Source organism: Rhodoferax sp. (assembly GCF_030646845.1).
Classification (GTDB): Bacteria; Pseudomonadota; Gammaproteobacteria; order Burkholderiales; family Burkholderiaceae_C; genus Rhodoferax.
The window spans coordinates 1-18,053 of the sequence record NZ_JAUSLE010000052.1 but is presented as its reverse complement, the minus strand read 5'-3'; the positions used below and the strand labels follow the sequence as shown (position 1 = coordinate 18,053).

Below are 18,053 nucleotides of genomic sequence, written 5' to 3'. Positions count from 1 at the left end.
GGGTCTTTGCGCTGCACCACAAAGGCCGCTTGACTTCAATGTAGAGTCGGCGCCAGCAGCCCACGTTTTACCAAAGAGCACCCTGGTGCCATTCTGAAAAAGCCACGAAGTGAATCAAGATTTCCCAATTCGTTATGTCAATCCTGTCTATCGCCCGCCCAGCGAATCGGAGTCGCTGATCCTGCCGGTGACCGATGGCTGCTCGTGGAACAAGTGCACTTATTGCGAGATGTACACCGCGCCGCAAAAGAAGTTTCGCGTCCGCGATGAACGAGAGACCCTGGACGCGATCCGGCGGTGCGGCGAACAGTTCGCCGGCGAGGTGCAACGGGTCTTTCTGGGTGACGGTGACGCCATGGTCTTGTCAACGCGACGCCTCATGACCCTGCTTGCGGCGATCAAGGACCATCTGCCCAGAGTCCGGCGCATTTCAAGCTATTGCCTGCCCCGCAATCTGCGCCTGAAATCGGCACAGGAACTGCTGGCATTGCGCGCAGCGGGCTTGTCGCTGGTCTACGTCGGCGCGGAGTCGGGCGATGACGAGGTTCTGCAGAAGGTCAGCAAGGGCGAATCGTTTGACACCACCCGGGACGCCCTGGACAAATTGGGCGCGGCGGGAATCACCCGCTCGGTGATGCTGCTCAACGGACTCGGCGGTCGCCTGCTCTCCCGACAGCATGCAGAAAATTCTGCCCGTCTGGTCAATCTGACCCAGCCTGAGTTTCTGGCAACGCTGGTGGTGAGCTTTCCGCAGGGTGAGGACCGGTTCCGCCGGGGTTATCCGGAGTGGCAGCCCCTCAATCAGCAGGAACTGTTTCAAGAGATGGAACAGTTCCTGTCGGCCCTGGAGCTCAAGCGCACCGTTTTTCGAAGCGACCATGCGTCGAACTGGCTGGTGCTCAAAGGCGTCCTGGGAGCCGAGAAAGAGCGCCTGTTGCTGGAAGTGAGAAACGCCATCGGCCACCCAGAGTCCAGCCGGCTGCGCCCCAAATGGGCGCGGGGTCTTTAGGCGACCTGCTTGCGCCAGTGCGAATTTGACCAGAGGTACCGCGAATCATTGACAGGCGTGAAACAAGTGGCACTCCTGATCGAAATTCATTCCGCCAGCAGCACCTGAAGGGACGCGAGCGCAGCGGATGATCAACGCGGCCCTTCCACCGGACGGCCTCGATAGGGGTGGTTTTTCAGGCGCGTGTCGCTGCGCTCATGCGGCTTGACTATGACCTTGCTCGGGTCGATCCAGTCTTCCCATTTGAAATTCTCAATCACCTGCGCCTGGTAACTCTCGGCGAGAGGACGATCGAGTATGTCGTTGATGTGCACCCACTGCTGGTAGCGCATCAGGTCCACCTGGTAGGGCGTGGGATTGCCACCTGCCAGCTTGACCACTGCTTTGAGCGCCTCGACATCCTTCATTGTGATTTTGGGCTGCCAGGTGATCTTCCCCGGCAGCATCACTGGCTCGCCCGGGATGTTGTTGACGCCTTCCTTCCACGTCGCCAGTACGGCTACCTTCGTGTCCTCGCGGTACAGGATGATGGCATGGCTATAGCGCTTGTCCTTGAAAAATCCAAGGTTGCCATACTGCAGGCGCGCACCGGTGAGAAATGCCACGGCGTCGGACCAGCAGGGCGACTCGCCACTGATGCCCCACAGCACGCTGCGATCGACGATGCCGTCTGGGAACAAAATCTTGAAAGCCATCCAGGCCGAATTTGCTGCCGTGGAGGTCCCCTCGCAATCATGGCCATGGAACCGGACCATGTCCTTCAGCGTAACGGGGTAGGTATAGGGGTAGTAGCGACCCTGCGTACCCTGAGTGGCCAGCATCTCGAACACCGGCGCATACGGCTTGGCCACGATGGAGGCATACCAGGTTGGGGTGCGGTCTGGTGCCTCTACCCCCGTCTCAACGAATATCGTTTCGCCTTCTTTGTAGGTCGGCTCGGCAGCCAAGGCGCTCGCACCGGCTACAAATAGCGAAAAGGCCAAAGTAAGCCCTGTGATCGTCATGAGAATCTCCTACAAGTTGCACGGCCTGTGCCCAGCCGAATCAAGGACCCCTGTCACGGTCTGCCACCCTGCGCACTTGCGGATGTCGAAACAACCCATGACGCTGCAAGCGTAAGAGTCAGTGTGGTTTCCAGTTTTGATAAAAAACAAACGAAGAGGAATCTCAACCGCATGAGGCGAGGTATCACACCCAGGCTCAGCGTCAGAACTCGGACATCCGACCGTAAATGTCAGTTGCGGGTGTCGCTGCCGGTTCAATTGAACGCCACATTGCCAAGGGACAAACGGCGAATGTCCATGTCAGGCTTGGAGAAGGCAGATCGAATCTCGGGAGTCAGTCTGACACGGCCTTCCGCTATGCAGCGGTAGCCGACGGTCACGAATACCCGCTATGCGGCTATGCGGTAGTCCAAAGCGATGCCGGTGGATGCGCGCGGGGCAATGCGTGGCGATGCGCTCGATCAGTCCAGCGGCGTGAGAGTCGCGTTGCATGAAGTAGTGCAGTCGCTTCGGGACCGACAGCAACCGCTGGCGTACCGGCAAGCGGGGAATACGTGATTGGTCAGGTGTGCTGCCTTCTCCACCATGCGCCACGTGTTGCACGAGGGGCAGACACCACCGCCTTTGCAGGAATAGGCAACAAAGTAGTCGCGGCCGCAGTCATCACACCAGGCCCGGGCAAAGCCATGCGTAAAGATGCTGCATTCCAGATCATTGCGAAACGCCTGGCGCACGTAGGGGCGCGGTGTGTGGTGGTCGCCCTGGCCGTCGAGCTGGCCTGCACTTGCGAGTTCGAGCCAGGTCTCGAAGTGCTCGGCAATCGTTTTGTGGAGCAGCGTGCGCTCAGGGTGGTGCGGGTTGTAGAGTTTAGGTTGGGGCGTTGATGTTGGTTGAGCGGTATTGATCTAGCCACTCGTGCTAAGCAGCCAGGCAGCAAAAAGCCCGAACCGTTGCCAGTTCGCGCGTCGTGTGCAGGTTTTTGGCTTGGCCTACTTGCGCACTGGCGGCACATCCGCGCAGCTGCCATGTGCAATCTCCGCCGCCATGCCGATGCTCTCGCTCAGCGTGAGACGGGAATCGATGGTCTTGCCGATGTCCACAGCGTCGGCGCCCATCTCGATGGCCAGTTTCAGGCCTTGCCGCGCTGCACCGTAGTAATGGCGATCAGCAGCTGGCCGCCCCAGTAGGTAAGCAAGATGGGGTATGACACCCCCGACAGCGAAATGGCAAACTTGTTCACCCCAATGAGCGTGTCTGAGAAGGCAAAAAGAAGCGCCCCGGCTAGCCCTCCCCAGCGACTAAATCCGTTCAGGGTGTCGTCCGCAGCAATCGCCGCCGCACGCCAGATCATCGCGCCGATGATGCCGACATAAAACACCACCGGCACGGTGAGCGGTCCGGCACCGGGGCCAGGCCCTGCCAACATCAGTTTCAGGATCACCGCCAGATAGGCCACGATGGGTAGGAGCAGCAAGGGTGCCGGGGTGCGCTGCCAAGACCAGAAGGTTGCCACATACAGTCCATGGCCAATGGCAAAGGCAATCATGCCAAACAAAAAGCCCCCCTGTTGGTTTAGCAGATAGCCGCCAGCCGAGCCTGCCAGCAGACCAAGGGCAACCCGCCGGTCACCGCGTGGCCAGACCCAGCACGCCAGCGCCAGCATGGGAAGCGCTTGGGTGAGCTGGCGCACGGTATCCATGTCTGTGGCAATGCTGACCAGATTCATTGCCATGGCGAGTGCTCCGGCCAGTGCGAGAAACGCTTGTGTCATTGAGAGAGCTCCTGTTGAATTCGGTCATTGTGGCAGGATGGGCAGCGACAGCCAGGCCATGGGCCGCGTGGATGAGGTCATCATCCGCACCTGACAGACCGCTCACAAGATGAAGTCGCGGCGTGGTTCGTTGCCGCAAGACAGCGCCCGCAACGACAACTTCCGCGCCAAGCGCAAAATCGCCAAGTACACCATCGACCCTGCCCTTGCGCACGGCTTCAGCCACGAAGTTGGTAGCATCGAAGTCAGGAAAGGGGGCCGAGCTGATGGTGTGGAAACCGGCCTTCTTTGCGGCAAAACCCGCGCTAATTCTAAAAGTCGGGTTTTTCGCGTTTACCGCAAGTGTGGCTTGGGAGTGTCAAAACGCTCACCGCACCTGTAGCCTGATCCGTCGAACCACTTGATTGGACATGCCCTTGGTCGCAAAACTGCTCGGGGTCAGTCGCGCAATCAGCATCAACCCGCGGAGAGAGAGAGAACCGACGCTTTGCTACCTCACCAACTGATGCGCTGATCGACATCAAAGTCGGGTGCCGCTTGCGCCCCGTCATCCATCTGCGCATCACAGCCCTCCCACAATGGCGGCCCGCGTACCGTGGCAATGCCAGCGCCAATGGCAGGTTTGGAGCGAACAGTGCATAAATCTCTGCACCCGCTCCCAGTCTTCAAGAGTCATTCAACATGGAAAGCGCCATCACCCAGGCCAACGGCTTTAGAAGCCTGACCGCAGGCATTCGAGTTCCCCAAGCCAAGCGTCCACCATCGCGATTCACCTGTCACCAAAGCCGGTCCGACGCAATTGCGGGTTCGGCTGCAACGCCTGGTTAGCTTCGACGGCATAGGCCTGCCTTTCGAAGAAGTTGCTGCGGTACCCACTGCGGCCCTGAGCGACTTGCCAGACACTCGACAGCGCATAGGCCGGCAAGAAGAACAAGCCCCACTGTTCGTACTGTCGAACGTGCACATGCTCATGCTCCCGGAGGGCGCAAAGTTCCGTCGGACTGATGCCAAGGATGACATGGCCCAGTGTCATGGCGCCAAAGCGAAACCGGCCCGGAAGACCGGCGCAGCAACGGCCAGCCCAGCCACCATGAAACTCGGCGACGCCCGCCACGAATCGCACCCGTCCACCAAGGCACAGCATGGCGAGACCCGCCAAAGCGCCAAGTGCCGTATTGGGCGCGGCCCACGTGTAGGCGATGAGGCGGGAAATCACGGGGCAGGCTGGCGGCCGGCGAAATGCCTACTTCTCGCCACCGAGGACGAATGTGACCTGCATGTTCACCCGATAGGCGGAGATACGACCGTCTTCAACGGTGACTTTCTGTTCCTTGATCCACGCACCGCGCACGTTGGAGACGGTATCGCAAGCGCGGGCAATGCCCTGGTTGATGGCATCCTCAAAACTGACCTTGCTGGTGGCGCTGACTTCAATGACTTTGGCGACGCTCATGGGAAGACTCCTTAAGGGGTTGAATGAGCCTTCATGCTAGCCATGCCGGTCGTTTTCCGATGTAGGAAAGTATCCCCCGGCGCTGTAGTCTTCGGGCGCATTTCCCTAATGCGTTGGGGCACGAAACAGGATGTGCGCCGACCGGTCTTTATCGGGTCGCCGCCCTCTGTTTGGCCGCATCTTTCAACGCGGACTGAAGCATCTCCTCGATGCTGGGATGGTAGTAGGGCATCGCCAACAGCGCCTCGACCGTGTCGCCCCGTTGCACCGCCCAGGCCAATGCGTGCGCCAGATGCTCCCCCTTCACGGCGACAAGAGCGGCGCCAAGCAACATGCCGCTGTGACGGTCCACATACACCCGCAACAGGTTACCTTCTGCGCCCAGAATTACCGAGCGGCCGTTGCCTGAACCCTGGGCCGTACCAATCACCGTGCGCGACAGATCGAGACGGTCAAAAGGCAGCCCCACCGCTGCAACGTCGGGGTTGCTGAACACGATCGACATGGCCGCACGGCGGGCCGGCAATGCTTTCTCAATTCCCTTGCCAATGGAATGCATGGCGCCACGCGCGGCCATCACCCCTTCGTCGACGGCCTCATGCATCAGCGGCCGATCCGGACTGACATCGCCAGCCAGGAAAACGGCCGCCTTGCCTGCCGCGCGCAGGCTTGCAGCATCGACGACAGGTTGCCCATGGCTGTCCAGCGTGACGCCGGCCCTGGCAAGGTCGAGCTGCTCGACGTTGGGCTGGCGCCCGAGCGCCGCGAGCACCAGGTCCACCGTGGCCGACGCGTCACCGCTGTGCATGCGCAGCGCTTCGCCGGCGGCCTCCACCTCAACCGGTCGGCCCAGCCAGGTCGTCAGTTCTCCGCTGAAAAGCTCAAGCGCACGGGCCCGGACTTCGGGGTCCGTGATGCCCGCAGGCGTGGACTTCAGGTCGCCCGCCACCACGCGCACGCCGAGTCTAGCCAATGCCAGCCCCATTTCCAGGCCGATCGCGCCAAGCCCCAGAACGCCGATGCTGCGCGGCAGCTTGTCGAGTTCAAACAAGCTGTCCGTGGTCACGACGCGTGCGCCGAGTTCGGCCAAAAATTTGGGCACGACGGGTCGTGACCCGGTCGCAATCACCAAAGCCCTGGCAGTGATGCGCTGGCCACCAACGTCGAGGGTCCCGGCGTCCAGGAAGCGTGCGTCTCCCATGACCAGCCGATCGCCGGCATCGGCGATGGTGCGCTCGACCGTTGCTTGGGCAAGGCGGTCGCGCGTGGCGCGGGCGTGTTGCCACAGGCGGTCTGGCGTCTGGTCGGCCGCAGCTATGCCACCGGGGGCGAGCTGGGACAAGGTCGCCCATTGCTCGCCCGCATGCAGCACCGCTTTGGAGGGCATGCAGCCCACGCGTGCGCATGTGGTGCCCAACGGACCGCGATCGATCAACAGGACGGAGCAGCCGGCGCGTGAGATTTCGTGGAATGCCGTCAGACCTGCGGTGCCGGCGCCGATCACCGCGATGTCAGTAGTGATGGTGGCGTTCAAATTCGTTCTCTGCATGCGATTCGCTCCTGAAACTCAAAGAGAGCTGCCACGGGCAGCAGGCAGCCGCTAGATCACACCACGCCGGCCTGGCGCAGCGCCACCACCTGTGCCGCATCCAGGCCGAGCCCGGCCAGCACCTCATCAGTATGCTCGCCCAAGGCCGGCGGCGCACGGCGCAGCACGGGTGGCGTGGCCATCAGGCGCAGCGGGCTTGCCACGGTTGCTATTGATTCAATAGCTGTCTGCGCAATAACGGCGGGGGCTACAGGCTGATTTATCACCAAACCCCGGGCTTTCACCTGCGCATCGACAAAGGCTTGGCCAATATCGTTGATGGGGCCGCAGGGCACGGCCTTGTCTTCCAGCAGGGCCACCCACTGGGCGGTGGTGCGTGTGCGGGTGACTGCTTCCATCGCCGGAATCAGCACCGCACGGTGGGTGACACGCGCGGCCATGCCGGCAAAGCGCTCGTCATCCGCCCACTCCGGCTTGCCCACCGCGTTGCAGAAGCGGCGGAACTGGCCGTCATTGCCAATGGCCAGCAGCATGGCACCGTCCAGCGTCGGAAAGTCCTGGTAGGGCGCGAGGCTGGGGTGGCTGTTGCCCTGGCGTTTCGGCACGTTGCCGGTGTTCAGGAAGCCGGCCGCCTGGTTGGCCAGAATGGCCATGCCGACGTCGAGCAGGGCCATGTCGATATGCTGGCCCTCGCCGGTGCGGTTGCGCACCTCCAGCGCCGCCAGAATGGCGGTAGACGCATAGACCCCGGTGAACAGATCCGTCAGCGCCACGCCAACGCGCTGCGGGCCGCCGCCAGGCACCTCGTCAGCCTTGCCGGTGATGCTCATCATGCCGCTCATGGCCTGGATCATCAGGTCGTAACCGGCGCGCTCGGCATAGGGCCCGTCCTGGCCAAAGCCGGTCACCGAGCAATAGATCAGACGCGGGTTGATTGCTTTCAGGCTGGCATAGTCGAGCCCGTAGTGCGCCAGGCCGCCGACCTTGAAGTTCTCCACCAGGATGTCGCTGCTCAAGGCCATCTGGCGAATCAGCGCCTGGCCCTCGGGCTTGGCCATGTCGATGGTGATGGAGCGCTTGTTGCGGTTACAGGCGGTGAAATAGCTGGCCTGATCGGTGTCATGGCCCTGCGCGTCTTTCAGGAACGGCGGGCCCCAGTGGCGGGTGTCGTCCCCGGCGCCGGGGCGCTCGACCTTGACAACATCGGCCCCGAGATCGGCCAGTATCTGGGTACACCAGGGACCGGCCAGCACACGGGAAAGATCGAGAACCTTGAGGTGGGCCAGTGCCCCGTCTTTTGCTGCGGTGCTCATGTCGGTTCAGTTCGCAAATGCGGCAATGCCGGTTTGCGCCCGTCCCAGAATCAACGCATGGATGTCGTGCGTGCCTTCGTAGGTGTTGACGACTTCCAGGTTCACCAGGTGGCGGGCCACACCAAACTCATCCGAGATGCCGTTGCCGCCCATCATGTCGCGCGCCAGGCGGGCGATGTCCAGCGACTTGCCGCAGGAGTTGCGCTTGAGGAGGGAGGTGATCTCGACCGAGGCCGTGCCTTCGTCCTTCATGCGCCCCAGGCGCAGGCAGCCCTGCAGGCCCAGGGCAATCTCGGTCTGCATGTCGGCCAGCTTTTTCTGGATCAGCTGGTTGGCCGCCAGCGGGCGGCCAAACTGCTTGCGGTCCAGCGTGTACTGGCGGGCCCGGAACCAGCAGTCTTCCGCCGCGCCCAGGGCGCCCCAGGCGATGCCGTAGCGGGCGGAGTTGAGGCAGGTGAACGGCCCTTTGAGGCCCTGCACTTCGGGGAAGGCGTTTTCTTCCGGGCAGAACACGCCGTCCATCACGATTTCGCCGGTGATGCTGGCGCGCAGGCCGACCTTGCCGTGGATGGCGGGGGCGCTCAAGCCTTTCATGCCTTTTTCCAGTACGAAGCCGCGAATCGGGCCGACCTGGCCGCTCTCGCTCACTTCTTTGGCCCAGACCACGAACACGTCGGCAATCGGGCTGTTGGAGATCCACATCTTGGCGCCCGACAGCTTGTAGCCACCAGCGACCTTGTGGGCGCGGGTGGCCATGGAGCCGGGGTCGGAGCCATGGTCCGGCTCGGTCAGGCCGAAGCAGCCGATCCACTCCCCGGTGGCCAGTTTGGGCAGGTATTTGCTCCGCTGGCCTTCGGTGCCGAATTCGAAGATCGGCACCATCACCAGCGAGCTCTGCACGCTCATCATGGAGCGGTAGCCGGAGTCGACGCGCTCGACTTCGCGCGCGATCAGGCCGTAGGCCACGTAGTTGAGACCGGGGCCGCCATAGGCTTCGGGGATGGTGGGGCCGAGCAGGCCGAGTTCGCCCATCTCACGGAAGATGGCGACATCGGTCTGTTCCTTGCGAAACGCTTCGATCACGCGCGGCTGCAGTTTGTCCTGGCAATAGGCAGCGGCGGCATCGCGCACCATGCGTTCGTCATCACTGAGTTGGCTGTCGAGCAGGAACGGGTCTTGCCAGTTGAATGTTGCGTGGGCCATGGGATATCTCCGGTAATTCGTTGACCTTGATGGTAATGGCCCCGCCGGCGACATACAAGCGATGAGTTTTCATCCAGACATGACTAAAAATCATAATTAATTGAGATTCTTCACCGCCGGAATTGCTGCCGTTATTGGTAACGGACAGTTCCTTTGAGTCAAGTTGTGTATATTTGGCACACCATGCGCAGAAAAATCCCCTCACTGCAAGCCCTGGCCTGCTTCGACGCCGCAGCCCGGCACGAGAGCTACACGCGGGCGGCACAGGAGCTGGCGCTGACGCAGAGCGCGGTCTCGCGCCAGATCACGGCGCTGGAGGAGTTTCTGGGGCTGGCTCTGTTTCGCCGCACCCGGCATGGCGTGGCCCTGACCGAGCGCGGTGCCGAGTACGCGTTGCAGGTGGCACCGCGCCTGCAGGGGCTGGAGCAGGACACGCTGGACGTCATGTCCACCCAGGGTCGTGGCGGCAGCATCCATCTGGCTGCCGTGCCCACGTTTGCAACGCGCTGGCTGATACCACGCCTGCCTGACTTGAATGCGCTGCATCCGGAAATCACGGTTCACATCGAGACGCGCACCCGCCCCTTCATGTTTGCCGACACGCCGTTCGACGCGGCCCTTTATTCAGGCACCACCGCCCAGGTCAGCAATTGGGCCGGCACCCGGTCCGTCCAGCTGCTGGCGGAGGACGTGGTGCCGGTCTGCAGCGCCAGATTTCTGGGCGCCCAGAAGACGCTGACGCCCCAGGCCATCGCCCAGTTGCCCCTGCTGCAACAAAGCACGCGCCCGGATGGCTGGCGGCAGTGGTTTGAAGTGGCGGGCGTACCCGCTCCGCTGGCGTTGTCCGGGCCGCGCTACGAGCTGTTCTCAATGACCGCCGCCGCGGCCGCCCACGGCCTGGGGCTGGCGCTGGTGCCACGCCTGCTGATTGAGGCCGAACTGGCACGCGGCGAGTTGGTGGTGGCGTGCCAGCAGCCCCTGCGCGGCGAGCGCGCCTATTACCTGGTCACACCGGAGCGGGGTGACGAGCGCCCCGTCATGAAGAATTTTCGGGCCTGGCTGCAGCAAACAGCGACGCAGGCGGCGTAGCCGCTGCGTCAGTCGAACGAACGCGCCTGCGCCAACGCACCCAGCCGCGCCGTGATGGCAAAGAACTCGGCCACCGTGTCGTCGATGATCTGCTGCGCCGACTTCACCGAATCGATCAGGCCCACGGTCTGGCCGGCTAGCGCCGGCGCGGCTTCCATGTCGCCGTCGAAGTAGACGCCGAGAATGCCCTTCAAGGCATCGACCGACATCAGGCCTTCGTCATGAATGGCCTGTGTGCGTTGCGACTTCAGGGCGCGAATGCAGGGGGAAGATTTGGTGTTGAGAACCCAGGTGCCGGTTTCCTTGGCATTGACGATGGCGTTCTTGTAGTTGGCGTGCACCGGGCTCTCGGTACAGCTCACAAAGCGCGTGCCCATCTGGATGGCCTCGGCCCCCAGCGCGAACGCCGCCGCCATGCCGCGACCATCGCAAATGCCGCCGGCGGCGATCAGCGGCACGTCCGTGCGGGCGCGAATCGCCTGCAGCAGCACCAGCGTCGAGACCTCTTCCGGGTTCTTGAAACCGCCGCCTTCGGCGCCTTCAACCACCAGGCCATCGATGCCGGCGTCCACGCACTTGAGCGCGGCATCCACCGTGGGCACGGCGTGGTAGACGATGATCCCGGCGTCTTTGAGCGGCTGGATGAACTTGGCCGGGCTGCCGGCTGAAGTGGTCACAAACTTCACGCCCGAGGCGCAGACAAACTTGAGCATGGCGTCGTCGCGCAGGAAGCGAATCGGTAAATTCACGCCGAAAGGCAGGTCCAGCGCGCGCATCCTGGTGATCTCGGCCTGGCAGTTCTCGGTCTCGCCGGACGAGGTTTCGATGATGCCCAGACCCCCGGCGCGCGAGACGGCCGAGGCCAGCTGCGTGCGCGCAATCCAGCCCATCGGGGCCTGCAGGATGGGGTATTTGGCGCCGGTGTGGGCGAGTACGCGGTTCATGGAGTTCCGATACAGCAGAGGGACAGGGCTGCGATTATTGCGAGCTGACCTGGGCGCACGGTGTCGCCGGCGTTACCGCGGCGCGGCCGCTCAATTTGAAACACCCATTCGGGCAAACCCTGTATCTGTGGTGGCACATCTATTGCTAATATCCCTTCAAGAAGTTGACTAAACGGTCAGTTTTTAAAGTTCCGCGTGTCTTTGAGTTCACCATCACAGGAGTTGCCAGCGTGTCCATCCCCTCCTCACCCGATGTTCGCCCCGGCCGTCTGAGCGCACCTGAGTACGCCCAGCACTTTGCCGACGCCTCACCCCGCATGACGCAGGCGCAAGCCGTGCTGGAAGCCGAGCGTTGCCTGTACTGCTTCGACGCCCCTTGCGCCACAGCCTGCCCCACCAGCATTGACGTGCCGTCCTTCATCAAGCGCATCGCCGACGGCAACCTGCGCGGTTCGGCGCGCGCCATTCTCGAAGCCAACCCGCTGGGCGGCATGTGCGCCCGCGTCTGCCCGACCGAAAACCTGTGTGAAGCAGTGTGCGTGCGCAACACGCAAGAGGGCACACCGGTGGCGATTGGCCGCCTGCAGCGCCACGCGGTGGACGCATTGATGGAAAGCGCCCAGCCGCAACTGTTCACCCGCGCCGCGGCCACTGGCAAAACGGTGGCGGTGGTGGGCGCAGGCCCGGCCGGCCTGGCCTGCGCCCACACGCTGGCGCGCCTGGGTCACGACGTGGTGGTATTCGACGCCCATGCCAAGGCCGGCGGCCTCAATGAATATGGCCTGGCCAGCTACAAGACGCCCGACAACTTTGCGCAACGCGAAGTGCAGTGGCTGCTGGACATCGGTGGCATCGAGATCCGCACCGGCTGGAAGCTGGAGTCCGTCGCCCAGCTCGATGCCCTGCGCCAGGGCCATGACGCCCTGTTTCTGGGCATGGGTCTGGCCAGTACGCACCAGCTCGGGGTGCCGGGCGAGGAATTGAAAGGGGTGCGGGATGCGGTCGACTTCATCGCCACGCTGCGCCAGACAGAAGACCTCTCCACCCTGCCCATCGGGCGGCGTGTGGTGGTGATTGGCGGCGGCATGACGGCGGTGGACGCCGCCGTGCAGTCCAAACTCCTCGGCGCGCAAGACGTGCACATGGTGTACCGGCGCGGCCCCGCGGCCCTGTCGGCGTCCACCGCCGAACAGGAATGGGCGCAGACCAACGGCGTGACGATTCACCACTGGCTGGCACCGGTTGAAATCATGGGCACAAACGGCCATGCCAGCGCGGTGCGCTTTGCCCGTCAGGCCCTGATGAATGGCAAGCTCATGCCCACCGGCGAATTGGAGACTTTGGCCGCCGACATGGTGTTCAAGGCCATCGGCCAGCAGTTGGGCAACCCGGTGCTGGCGCAGGCGGGCCTGATGCTCGAAGGCGGACGCGTCGCCACCGATACCGTGGGCCAGACCAGCCTGCCCGGCATCTGGGCCGGTGGCGACTGCCGCGCCGGCGGGCTGGACCTGACCGTGGAGGCCGTGGAACACGGCAAGCAATCGGCCCGCGCGATCCACGCCCAACTCACTGGCGCCTGAACCGGCCCGCCCCTACAACACCCTGGATTCGGAGATCACCATGGCCAATCTGCACACCACCTTTGCGGGCATCCAGAGCCCCAACCCTTTCTGGCTGGCCTCGGCGCCACCGACCGACAAAGCCTACAACGTCAACCGCGCCTTTGAAGCCGGCTGGGGCGGCGTGGTCTGGAAAACGCTGGGCGAAGCCGGGCCACCGGTCGTCAACGTCAACGGCCCGCGTTACGGCGCGCTGCTCACGCCGGATCGGCGCCTGCTGGGCTTTAACAATATCGAGCTCATCACCGATCGCGACCTGGAGCTGAACCTGAAAGAGATCACCCAGGTCAAACGCGACTGGCCGGACCGCGCCATGGTGGTGTCCCTGATGGTGCCCTGCGTGGAGGAATCCTGGAAAGCGATCTTGGCGCGCCTGGAGGACACCGGCGCCGATGGCATCGAACTCAACTTCGGCTGCCCGCACGGCATGAGCGAGCGCGGCATGGGTGCCGCGGTGGGCCAGGTGCCCGAGTACATCGAGATGGTGACGGCCTGGTGCAAGCAGTACAGCAAACTGCCGGTGATCGTGAAGCTGACGCCCAACATCACCGACGTTCGCCTGCCGGCCCGTGCGGCAAAAAAGGGTGGCGCGGATGCGGTGTCGCTCATCAACACCATCAACTCGATCATGGGCGTGGACCCGTACACGCTGACTATGAGCCCGTCCACCGGCGGCAAAGGCTCGCACGGCGGCTACTGCGGCCCGGCCGTGAAACCGATTGCGCTGAACATGGTGGCCGAGATTGCGCGCGACCCGCAAACCGAGGGCCTGCCGATCTCGGGTATTGGCGGCGTGGGCAACTGGCGCGATGCGCTGGACTTCATCGCCCTGGGCGCCGGCAACGTGCAGGTGTGCACCGCCGCCATGGTCTATGGCTTCAAGATCGTGCAGGAAATGAGCGACGGTTTGTCCAACTACATGGACGAGATGGGCTTCAAGTCGGTCGGCGAGATTGTGGGGAAGGCGATTCCAACCGTATCCGACTGGCGCTACCTCAACCTCAACCACATCAGCAAGGCGGTCATCAACCAGGACAGCTGCATCCAGTGCGGGCGCTGCCACATCGCCTGCGAAGACACCTCGCACCAGGCCATCACGGCCATGAAGGATGGCAAGCGCCACTTCGAGGTCAAGGAAGACGAATGCGTGGGCTGCAACCTGTGCGTGACGGTGTGTCCGGTGTCGGAGTGCATCACGCTGCGTGACCTGAAACCCCGCGAGCTGGACCAGCGCACCGGCAAAACGGTGAGTGCGACCCATGCCGACTGGACCGGCCACCCCAACAACCCCATGCGCACGGCTAGCCCGGCTTGACGCATCGGCGTACTATCTTTCTTCGTCACTCATTCATCTGAGGAAAAAATCATGACAAGCCTGTTGATTCGTGGTGGTACGGTGGTCAACGCCGACCGCGCTTTTCGTGCCGATGTATTGACTCAGGACGGCAAGATCAGCGCCGTTGGCGACAACCTTGCAGCCCCGGCCGGCGCCACGATAGTGGACGCCGGTGGCCAGTATGTGATGCCTGGCGGCATTGACCCGCACACCCACATGCAGCTGCCCTTCATGGGCACGACCACGATGGACGACTTCTTCACCGGCACGGCGGCCGGCATGGCCGGCGGCACCACCACCATCATCGACTTCGTCATTCCCAATCCGCAGCAGCCGCTGATGGAGGCCTACCAGACCTGGCGCGGCTGGGCCGAAAAAGCGGCCAGCGACTACTCGTTTCACATGGCCATCACCTGGTGGGACGAAACCGTCAGACGCGACATGGGCACGCTGGTCCAACAAGAAGGCATCAACAGCTTCAAGCATTTCATGGCCTACAAGAACGCCATCATGTGTGACGACGAAACGCTGGTGAACAGCTTCAAGCGCTCGCTCGAACTGGGCGCCATGCCCACCGTCCATGCCGAGAACGGCGAACTGGTGTTCCTGCTGCAAAAGGAAGTGGCGGCAATGGGCATCACCGGGCCGGAAGGACATCCGCTGTCGCGCCCACCGATGGTGGAAGGCGAAGCCGCCAACCGCGCCATTGCCATTGCCGATGTTTTGGGCGTGCCGATCTATGTTGTGCACGTCTCGTGCATCGAGGCGGCTGAGGCGATTGCCCGCGCCCGTGCGCGGGGCCAACGGGTTTACGGCGAGGTGCTGGCCGGACACCTGGTGGTGGACGACAGCGTCTACCGCCACCCCGACTTTGCCACCGCCGCCGCGCATGTGATGAGCCCGCCGTTCCGGCCCAAGGGCCATCAGGAAGCGTTGTGGCGCGGCCTGCAATCCGGCAACCTGCACACCACGGCCACTGACCACTGCACCTTTTGCGCCGCGCAAAAAGCCGCCGGTAAAGACGACTTCTCCAAAATCCCGAACGGCACCGGCGGCGTGGAAGAACGGCTGGCGGTGATCTGGGACGCCGGTGTCAACACCGGGCGCCTGACCCCCTCCGAGTTCGTTGCCGTTACGTCCGCCAACACGGCCAAGCTGTTCAACATCTACCCGCAAAAAGGCAGTGTCTCGGTGGGGGCGGACGCCGACCTGGTGGTGTGGGACCCGCAGGGCAGCAAAACCCTGTCCGCCAAAACGCAGCACAGCAAGGGCGACTTCAACATCTTTGAGGGCCGCAGCGTGCGCGGCATTCCCAGCCACACCGTGAGCCAGGGCGAGCTGGTGTTTGTGCAGGGCGACCTGCGCGCCAAGCAGGGCGCCGGCCGCTACATCAAACGCCCCGCGTTCGGCCCCAACTTTGCAGCCGCCAAACAGCGCGCAGAAACGCTGGCGCCCAGCGCCGTGCAGCGCAGCCCGGCCTGAACACCCATCGCGACAAGGAGACTGACCATGGACACCGAAACCCGCATCGACATCGATTCATTGCGCATCAACGGCGAGCGCCTGTGGGCCTCGTTGATGGCGCTGGCAAAGATTGGCGCCACGCCGAAGGGCGGCGTCTGCCGCCTGACCCTGACCGACCTGGACAAGCAGGGGCGCGACCTCGTGCTCGGCTGGGCCAAAGAGGCCGGCATGACCGTCACCATCGACAAGATCGGCAACGGCTTCATGCGCCGCGCCGGGCGCAACAACAGCCTGCCACCGATCGTGACGGGCAGCCACATCGACACACAGCCAACAGGCGGCAAGTTCGATGGCAACTACGGCGTGCTCGCGGGTATCGAGGTGGTGCGCACGCTCAACGATCTGGGTATCCAGACCGAAGCCCCGATTGAAGTCGCGTTCTGGACCAATGAAGAAGGCTCGCGCTTCGTGCCGGTGATGATGGGCTCGGGCGTGTTTGCCAAGGCCTTCACGCTGGAGCACGCCTACGCCGCAAAGGACACCGAGGGCAAGTCGGTGAAAGACGAGCTCACCCGCATCGGGTACGTGGGTGAGCAGGAGCCGGGCGACCATCCGATTGGCGCGTATTTCGAGACGCATATCGAACAGGGCCCGGTGCTCGAAGACAACGACAAAACCATTGGCGTGGTGCAAGGCGTGCTGGGCATTCGCTGGTTCGACTGCACCGTCACCGGCATGGAAGCGCACGCCGGCCCGACACCAATGGCGCTGCGCAAAGACGCCATGCAGGTCGCCACGCATCTGATGCAGGAAGTGGTGGCAGCCGCCCTGCGTCACGCGCCGCACGGCCGCGGCACCGTGGGCATGGTGCAGGTGCACCCGAACAGCCGCAACGTGATCCCCGGGCGCGTGAAGTTTTCCATCGACCTGCGCAACAGCACCGATGCGCTGGTGGACCAGATGGCGGATGAGGTCAAGGCCTATGCGGCAAAACTCAGCCAGGACACGGGCCTGGGCATCCAGATTGAGCTGGTGTCGAGCTACCCGGCGCAGGCCTTTCACGGCGACTGCATCGACGCCGTGGCGCGCGCCGCCAAGAAGCTGGGCTACTCCAACATGCCCGCCGTCTCCGGTGCCGGGCACGACGCGGTCTACATGGCCCGACTGGCGCCCAGCGGCATGATCTTCATCCCCTGCAAGGACGGCATCAGCCACAACGAGATTGAAGACGCCAAACCCGAACACATCACCGCCGGCTGCAATGTGCTACTGCATGCGATGCTGGAGCGGGCGGGCACGTAAGACGCTGGAGAATATATAAGAAATCAGGCTCTAGCCCACGTCAATATTGCGCTAGCAGCTACTATTTTGATAGCGACCAACATCCAATCCAACGCCCATGCTTGATCTGCTGATCCAAAACGCCACGCTGCCGGATGGTCGCTCCAACATGTCCATCGCGGTACAGGGCGAGAAAATTGTGGAGATCAGCGCGGGGCTGGCTGGCCCGGCACGTGAGGTGGTGGATGCCCACGACCGGCTGCTCAGCCCACCCTTTGTCGACGCCCACTTTCACATGGATGCCACGCTGAGCTACGGTTTGCCGCGCGTCAATGCGTCCGGCACGCTGCTCGAAGGCATTGCCGTGTGGGGCGAGCTCAAGCCGCTGCTGAAAGCCGAAGCCATTATCGAGCGCGCCCTCACCTACTGCGACTGGGCCGTGGCCAGGGGCCTGCTGGCGATCCGCAGCCATGTGGACACCAGCGACCCCAGCCTGCTGGCCGTGGACGCGCTGCTGGCGGTGAAGAAACAGGTCGCGCCCTACATCGACCTGCAGCTGGTGGCTTTTCCGCAAGACGGCGTGCTGCGCACCAAAGGCGGCGTGGACAACCTCAAGCGCGCGTTGGACAAGGGCGTGGACGTGATCGGCGGCATCCCGCACTTTGAACGCACTTCTGAACAGGGCGCCACCAGCGTGAAGCTGCTGTGCGAGATCGCGGCCGAGCGCGGTCTGCTGGTGGACATGCATTGCGACGAGTCGGACGACCCGCTGTCGCGCCACATCGAGGCGCTGGCCTTTGAGGCCCAGCGCCTGGGCCTGCAGGGCCGGGTGAACGGCTCGCACTGCACCTCCATGCACAGCATGGACAACTACTACGTGAGTAAGCTGCTGCCATTGATCGTCGAGAGCGGCGTCAGCGTGATTGCCAACCCGTTGATCAACATCACCTTGCAGGGCCGCCACGATACCTACCCCAAACGCCGCGGCATGACCCGCGTGCCCGAACTGATGGCCGCC

16 protein-coding genes and 2 pseudogenes are annotated in these 18,053 nt (G+C 63.2%); 8 read left to right on the top strand and 10 right to left on the bottom strand.

The window, feature by feature from the left end; all coding sequences use genetic code 11:
* The first annotated feature begins 109 nt into the window (after nucleotides 1–109).
* Nucleotides 110–1,009, top strand: a complete 900-nt coding sequence (locus Q7T10_RS12655) for a radical SAM protein (protein ID WP_304748704.1) — start codon at nucleotides 110–112, stop codon at nucleotides 1,007–1,009.
* 131 nt (nucleotides 1,010–1,140) lie between these two features.
* On the opposite strand, the gene Q7T10_RS12650 is transcribed toward Q7T10_RS12655, so the two are convergent.
* From Q7T10_RS12650 to Q7T10_RS12635, 4 genes and pseudogenes are all read right to left on the bottom strand, one after another.
* Complete coding sequence (locus Q7T10_RS12650) at nucleotides 1,141–2,013, bottom strand: FmdE family protein (RefSeq protein WP_304748703.1); 873 nt, start codon at nucleotides 2,011–2,013, stop codon at nucleotides 1,141–1,143.
* A gap of 381 nt (nucleotides 2,014–2,394) precedes the next feature.
* Nucleotides 2,395–2,918, bottom strand: a pseudogene (locus tag Q7T10_RS12645) (transposase zinc-binding domain-containing protein); the annotation flags it as partial.
* Between the two features lie 84 nt (nucleotides 2,919–3,002).
* Nucleotides 3,003–3,128, bottom strand: coding sequence for a hypothetical protein (locus Q7T10_RS12640; protein ID WP_304748700.1), 126 nt, complete (start codon nucleotides 3,126–3,128; stop codon nucleotides 3,003–3,005).
* A 14-nt stretch (nucleotides 3,129–3,142) separates the two neighbouring features.
* A complete protein-coding gene (locus tag Q7T10_RS12635) occupies nucleotides 3,143–3,712 on the bottom strand; it encodes a lysoplasmalogenase (RefSeq protein WP_304748787.1) in 570 nt (189 codons plus the stop codon).
* 112 nt (nucleotides 3,713–3,824) lie between these two features.
* Between Q7T10_RS12635 and Q7T10_RS12630 the strand changes: the two are divergent.
* Nucleotides 3,825–4,116: pseudogene (locus Q7T10_RS12630) on the top strand (amidohydrolase family protein); the annotation flags it as partial.
* A gap of 437 nt (nucleotides 4,117–4,553) precedes the next feature.
* On the opposite strand, the gene Q7T10_RS12625 reads toward Q7T10_RS12630, so the two are convergent.
* From Q7T10_RS12625 to Q7T10_RS12605, 5 genes are all read right to left on the bottom strand, one after another.
* Nucleotides 4,554–5,000 (bottom strand): signal peptide prediction, encoded by a 447-nt coding sequence (locus tag Q7T10_RS12625; RefSeq protein WP_304748697.1) that lies wholly within the window; start codon nucleotides 4,998–5,000, stop codon nucleotides 4,554–4,556.
* A 27-nt stretch (nucleotides 5,001–5,027) separates the two neighbouring features.
* A complete protein-coding gene (locus Q7T10_RS12620) occupies nucleotides 5,028–5,237 on the bottom strand; it encodes a dodecin family protein (RefSeq protein WP_304748694.1) in 210 nt (69 codons plus the stop codon).
* A 148-nt stretch (nucleotides 5,238–5,385) separates the two neighbouring features.
* On the bottom strand, nucleotides 5,386–6,786 hold the full coding sequence (locus Q7T10_RS12615; RefSeq protein ID WP_304748693.1) for a dihydrolipoyl dehydrogenase: 1,401 nt from the start codon (nucleotides 6,784–6,786) through the stop codon (nucleotides 5,386–5,388).
* Between the two features lie 56 nt (nucleotides 6,787–6,842).
* The gene (locus Q7T10_RS12610; RefSeq protein ID WP_304748690.1) at nucleotides 6,843–8,099 is read right to left on the bottom strand and encodes a CaiB/BaiF CoA-transferase family protein; all 1,257 of its coding nucleotides are present in this window, start codon (nucleotides 8,097–8,099) and stop codon (nucleotides 6,843–6,845) included.
* A 6-nt stretch (nucleotides 8,100–8,105) separates the two neighbouring features.
* Nucleotides 8,106–9,302 (bottom strand): acyl-CoA dehydrogenase, encoded by a 1,197-nt coding sequence (locus tag Q7T10_RS12605; RefSeq protein ID WP_304748688.1) that lies wholly within the window; start codon nucleotides 9,300–9,302, stop codon nucleotides 8,106–8,108.
* Between the two features lie 183 nt (nucleotides 9,303–9,485).
* On the opposite strand from Q7T10_RS12605, the gene Q7T10_RS12600 reads away from it, so the two are divergent.
* Nucleotides 9,486–10,391 carry a LysR substrate-binding domain-containing protein gene (locus tag Q7T10_RS12600; protein WP_304748687.1) on the top strand — a complete coding sequence of 302 codons (906 nt, stop codon included), beginning with the start codon at nucleotides 9,486–9,488 and terminating at the stop codon, nucleotides 10,389–10,391.
* 8 nt (nucleotides 10,392–10,399) lie between these two features.
* Here the strand turns inward: Q7T10_RS12600 and Q7T10_RS12595 are convergent, their stop codons facing one another.
* A complete protein-coding gene (locus Q7T10_RS12595) occupies nucleotides 10,400–11,335 on the bottom strand; it encodes a nitronate monooxygenase family protein (RefSeq protein ID WP_304748686.1) in 936 nt (311 codons plus the stop codon).
* 230 nt (nucleotides 11,336–11,565) lie between these two features.
* Between Q7T10_RS12595 and Q7T10_RS12590 the strand changes: the two genes are divergently transcribed.
* The 5 genes from Q7T10_RS12590 to Q7T10_RS12570 form a co-directional block, all read left to right on the top strand.
* Nucleotides 11,566–12,915: an NAD(P)-dependent oxidoreductase gene (locus Q7T10_RS12590; protein WP_370653763.1), complete on the top strand. Its 1,350-nt coding sequence runs from the start codon at nucleotides 11,566–11,568 to the stop codon at nucleotides 12,913–12,915.
* 40 nt (nucleotides 12,916–12,955) lie between these two features.
* Nucleotides 12,956–14,269: an NAD-dependent dihydropyrimidine dehydrogenase subunit PreA gene (preA, locus tag Q7T10_RS12585; protein WP_304748684.1), complete on the top strand. Its 1,314-nt coding sequence runs from the start codon at nucleotides 12,956–12,958 to the stop codon at nucleotides 14,267–14,269.
* A 51-nt stretch (nucleotides 14,270–14,320) separates the two neighbouring features.
* Entirely contained in the window at nucleotides 14,321–15,772 is a 1,452-nt protein-coding gene (gene hydA, locus Q7T10_RS12580) for a dihydropyrimidinase (RefSeq protein WP_304748682.1), read from the top strand.
* 27 nt (nucleotides 15,773–15,799) lie between these two features.
* Nucleotides 15,800–17,056, top strand: coding sequence for a Zn-dependent hydrolase (locus Q7T10_RS12575; protein WP_304748679.1), 1,257 nt, complete (start codon nucleotides 15,800–15,802; stop codon nucleotides 17,054–17,056).
* Nucleotides 17,057–17,153: 97 nt separating this feature from the next.
* Nucleotides 17,154–18,053 (top strand): cytosine deaminase (locus Q7T10_RS12570; RefSeq protein ID WP_304748677.1); only part of this gene is annotated, 900 nt, incomplete at its 3' end.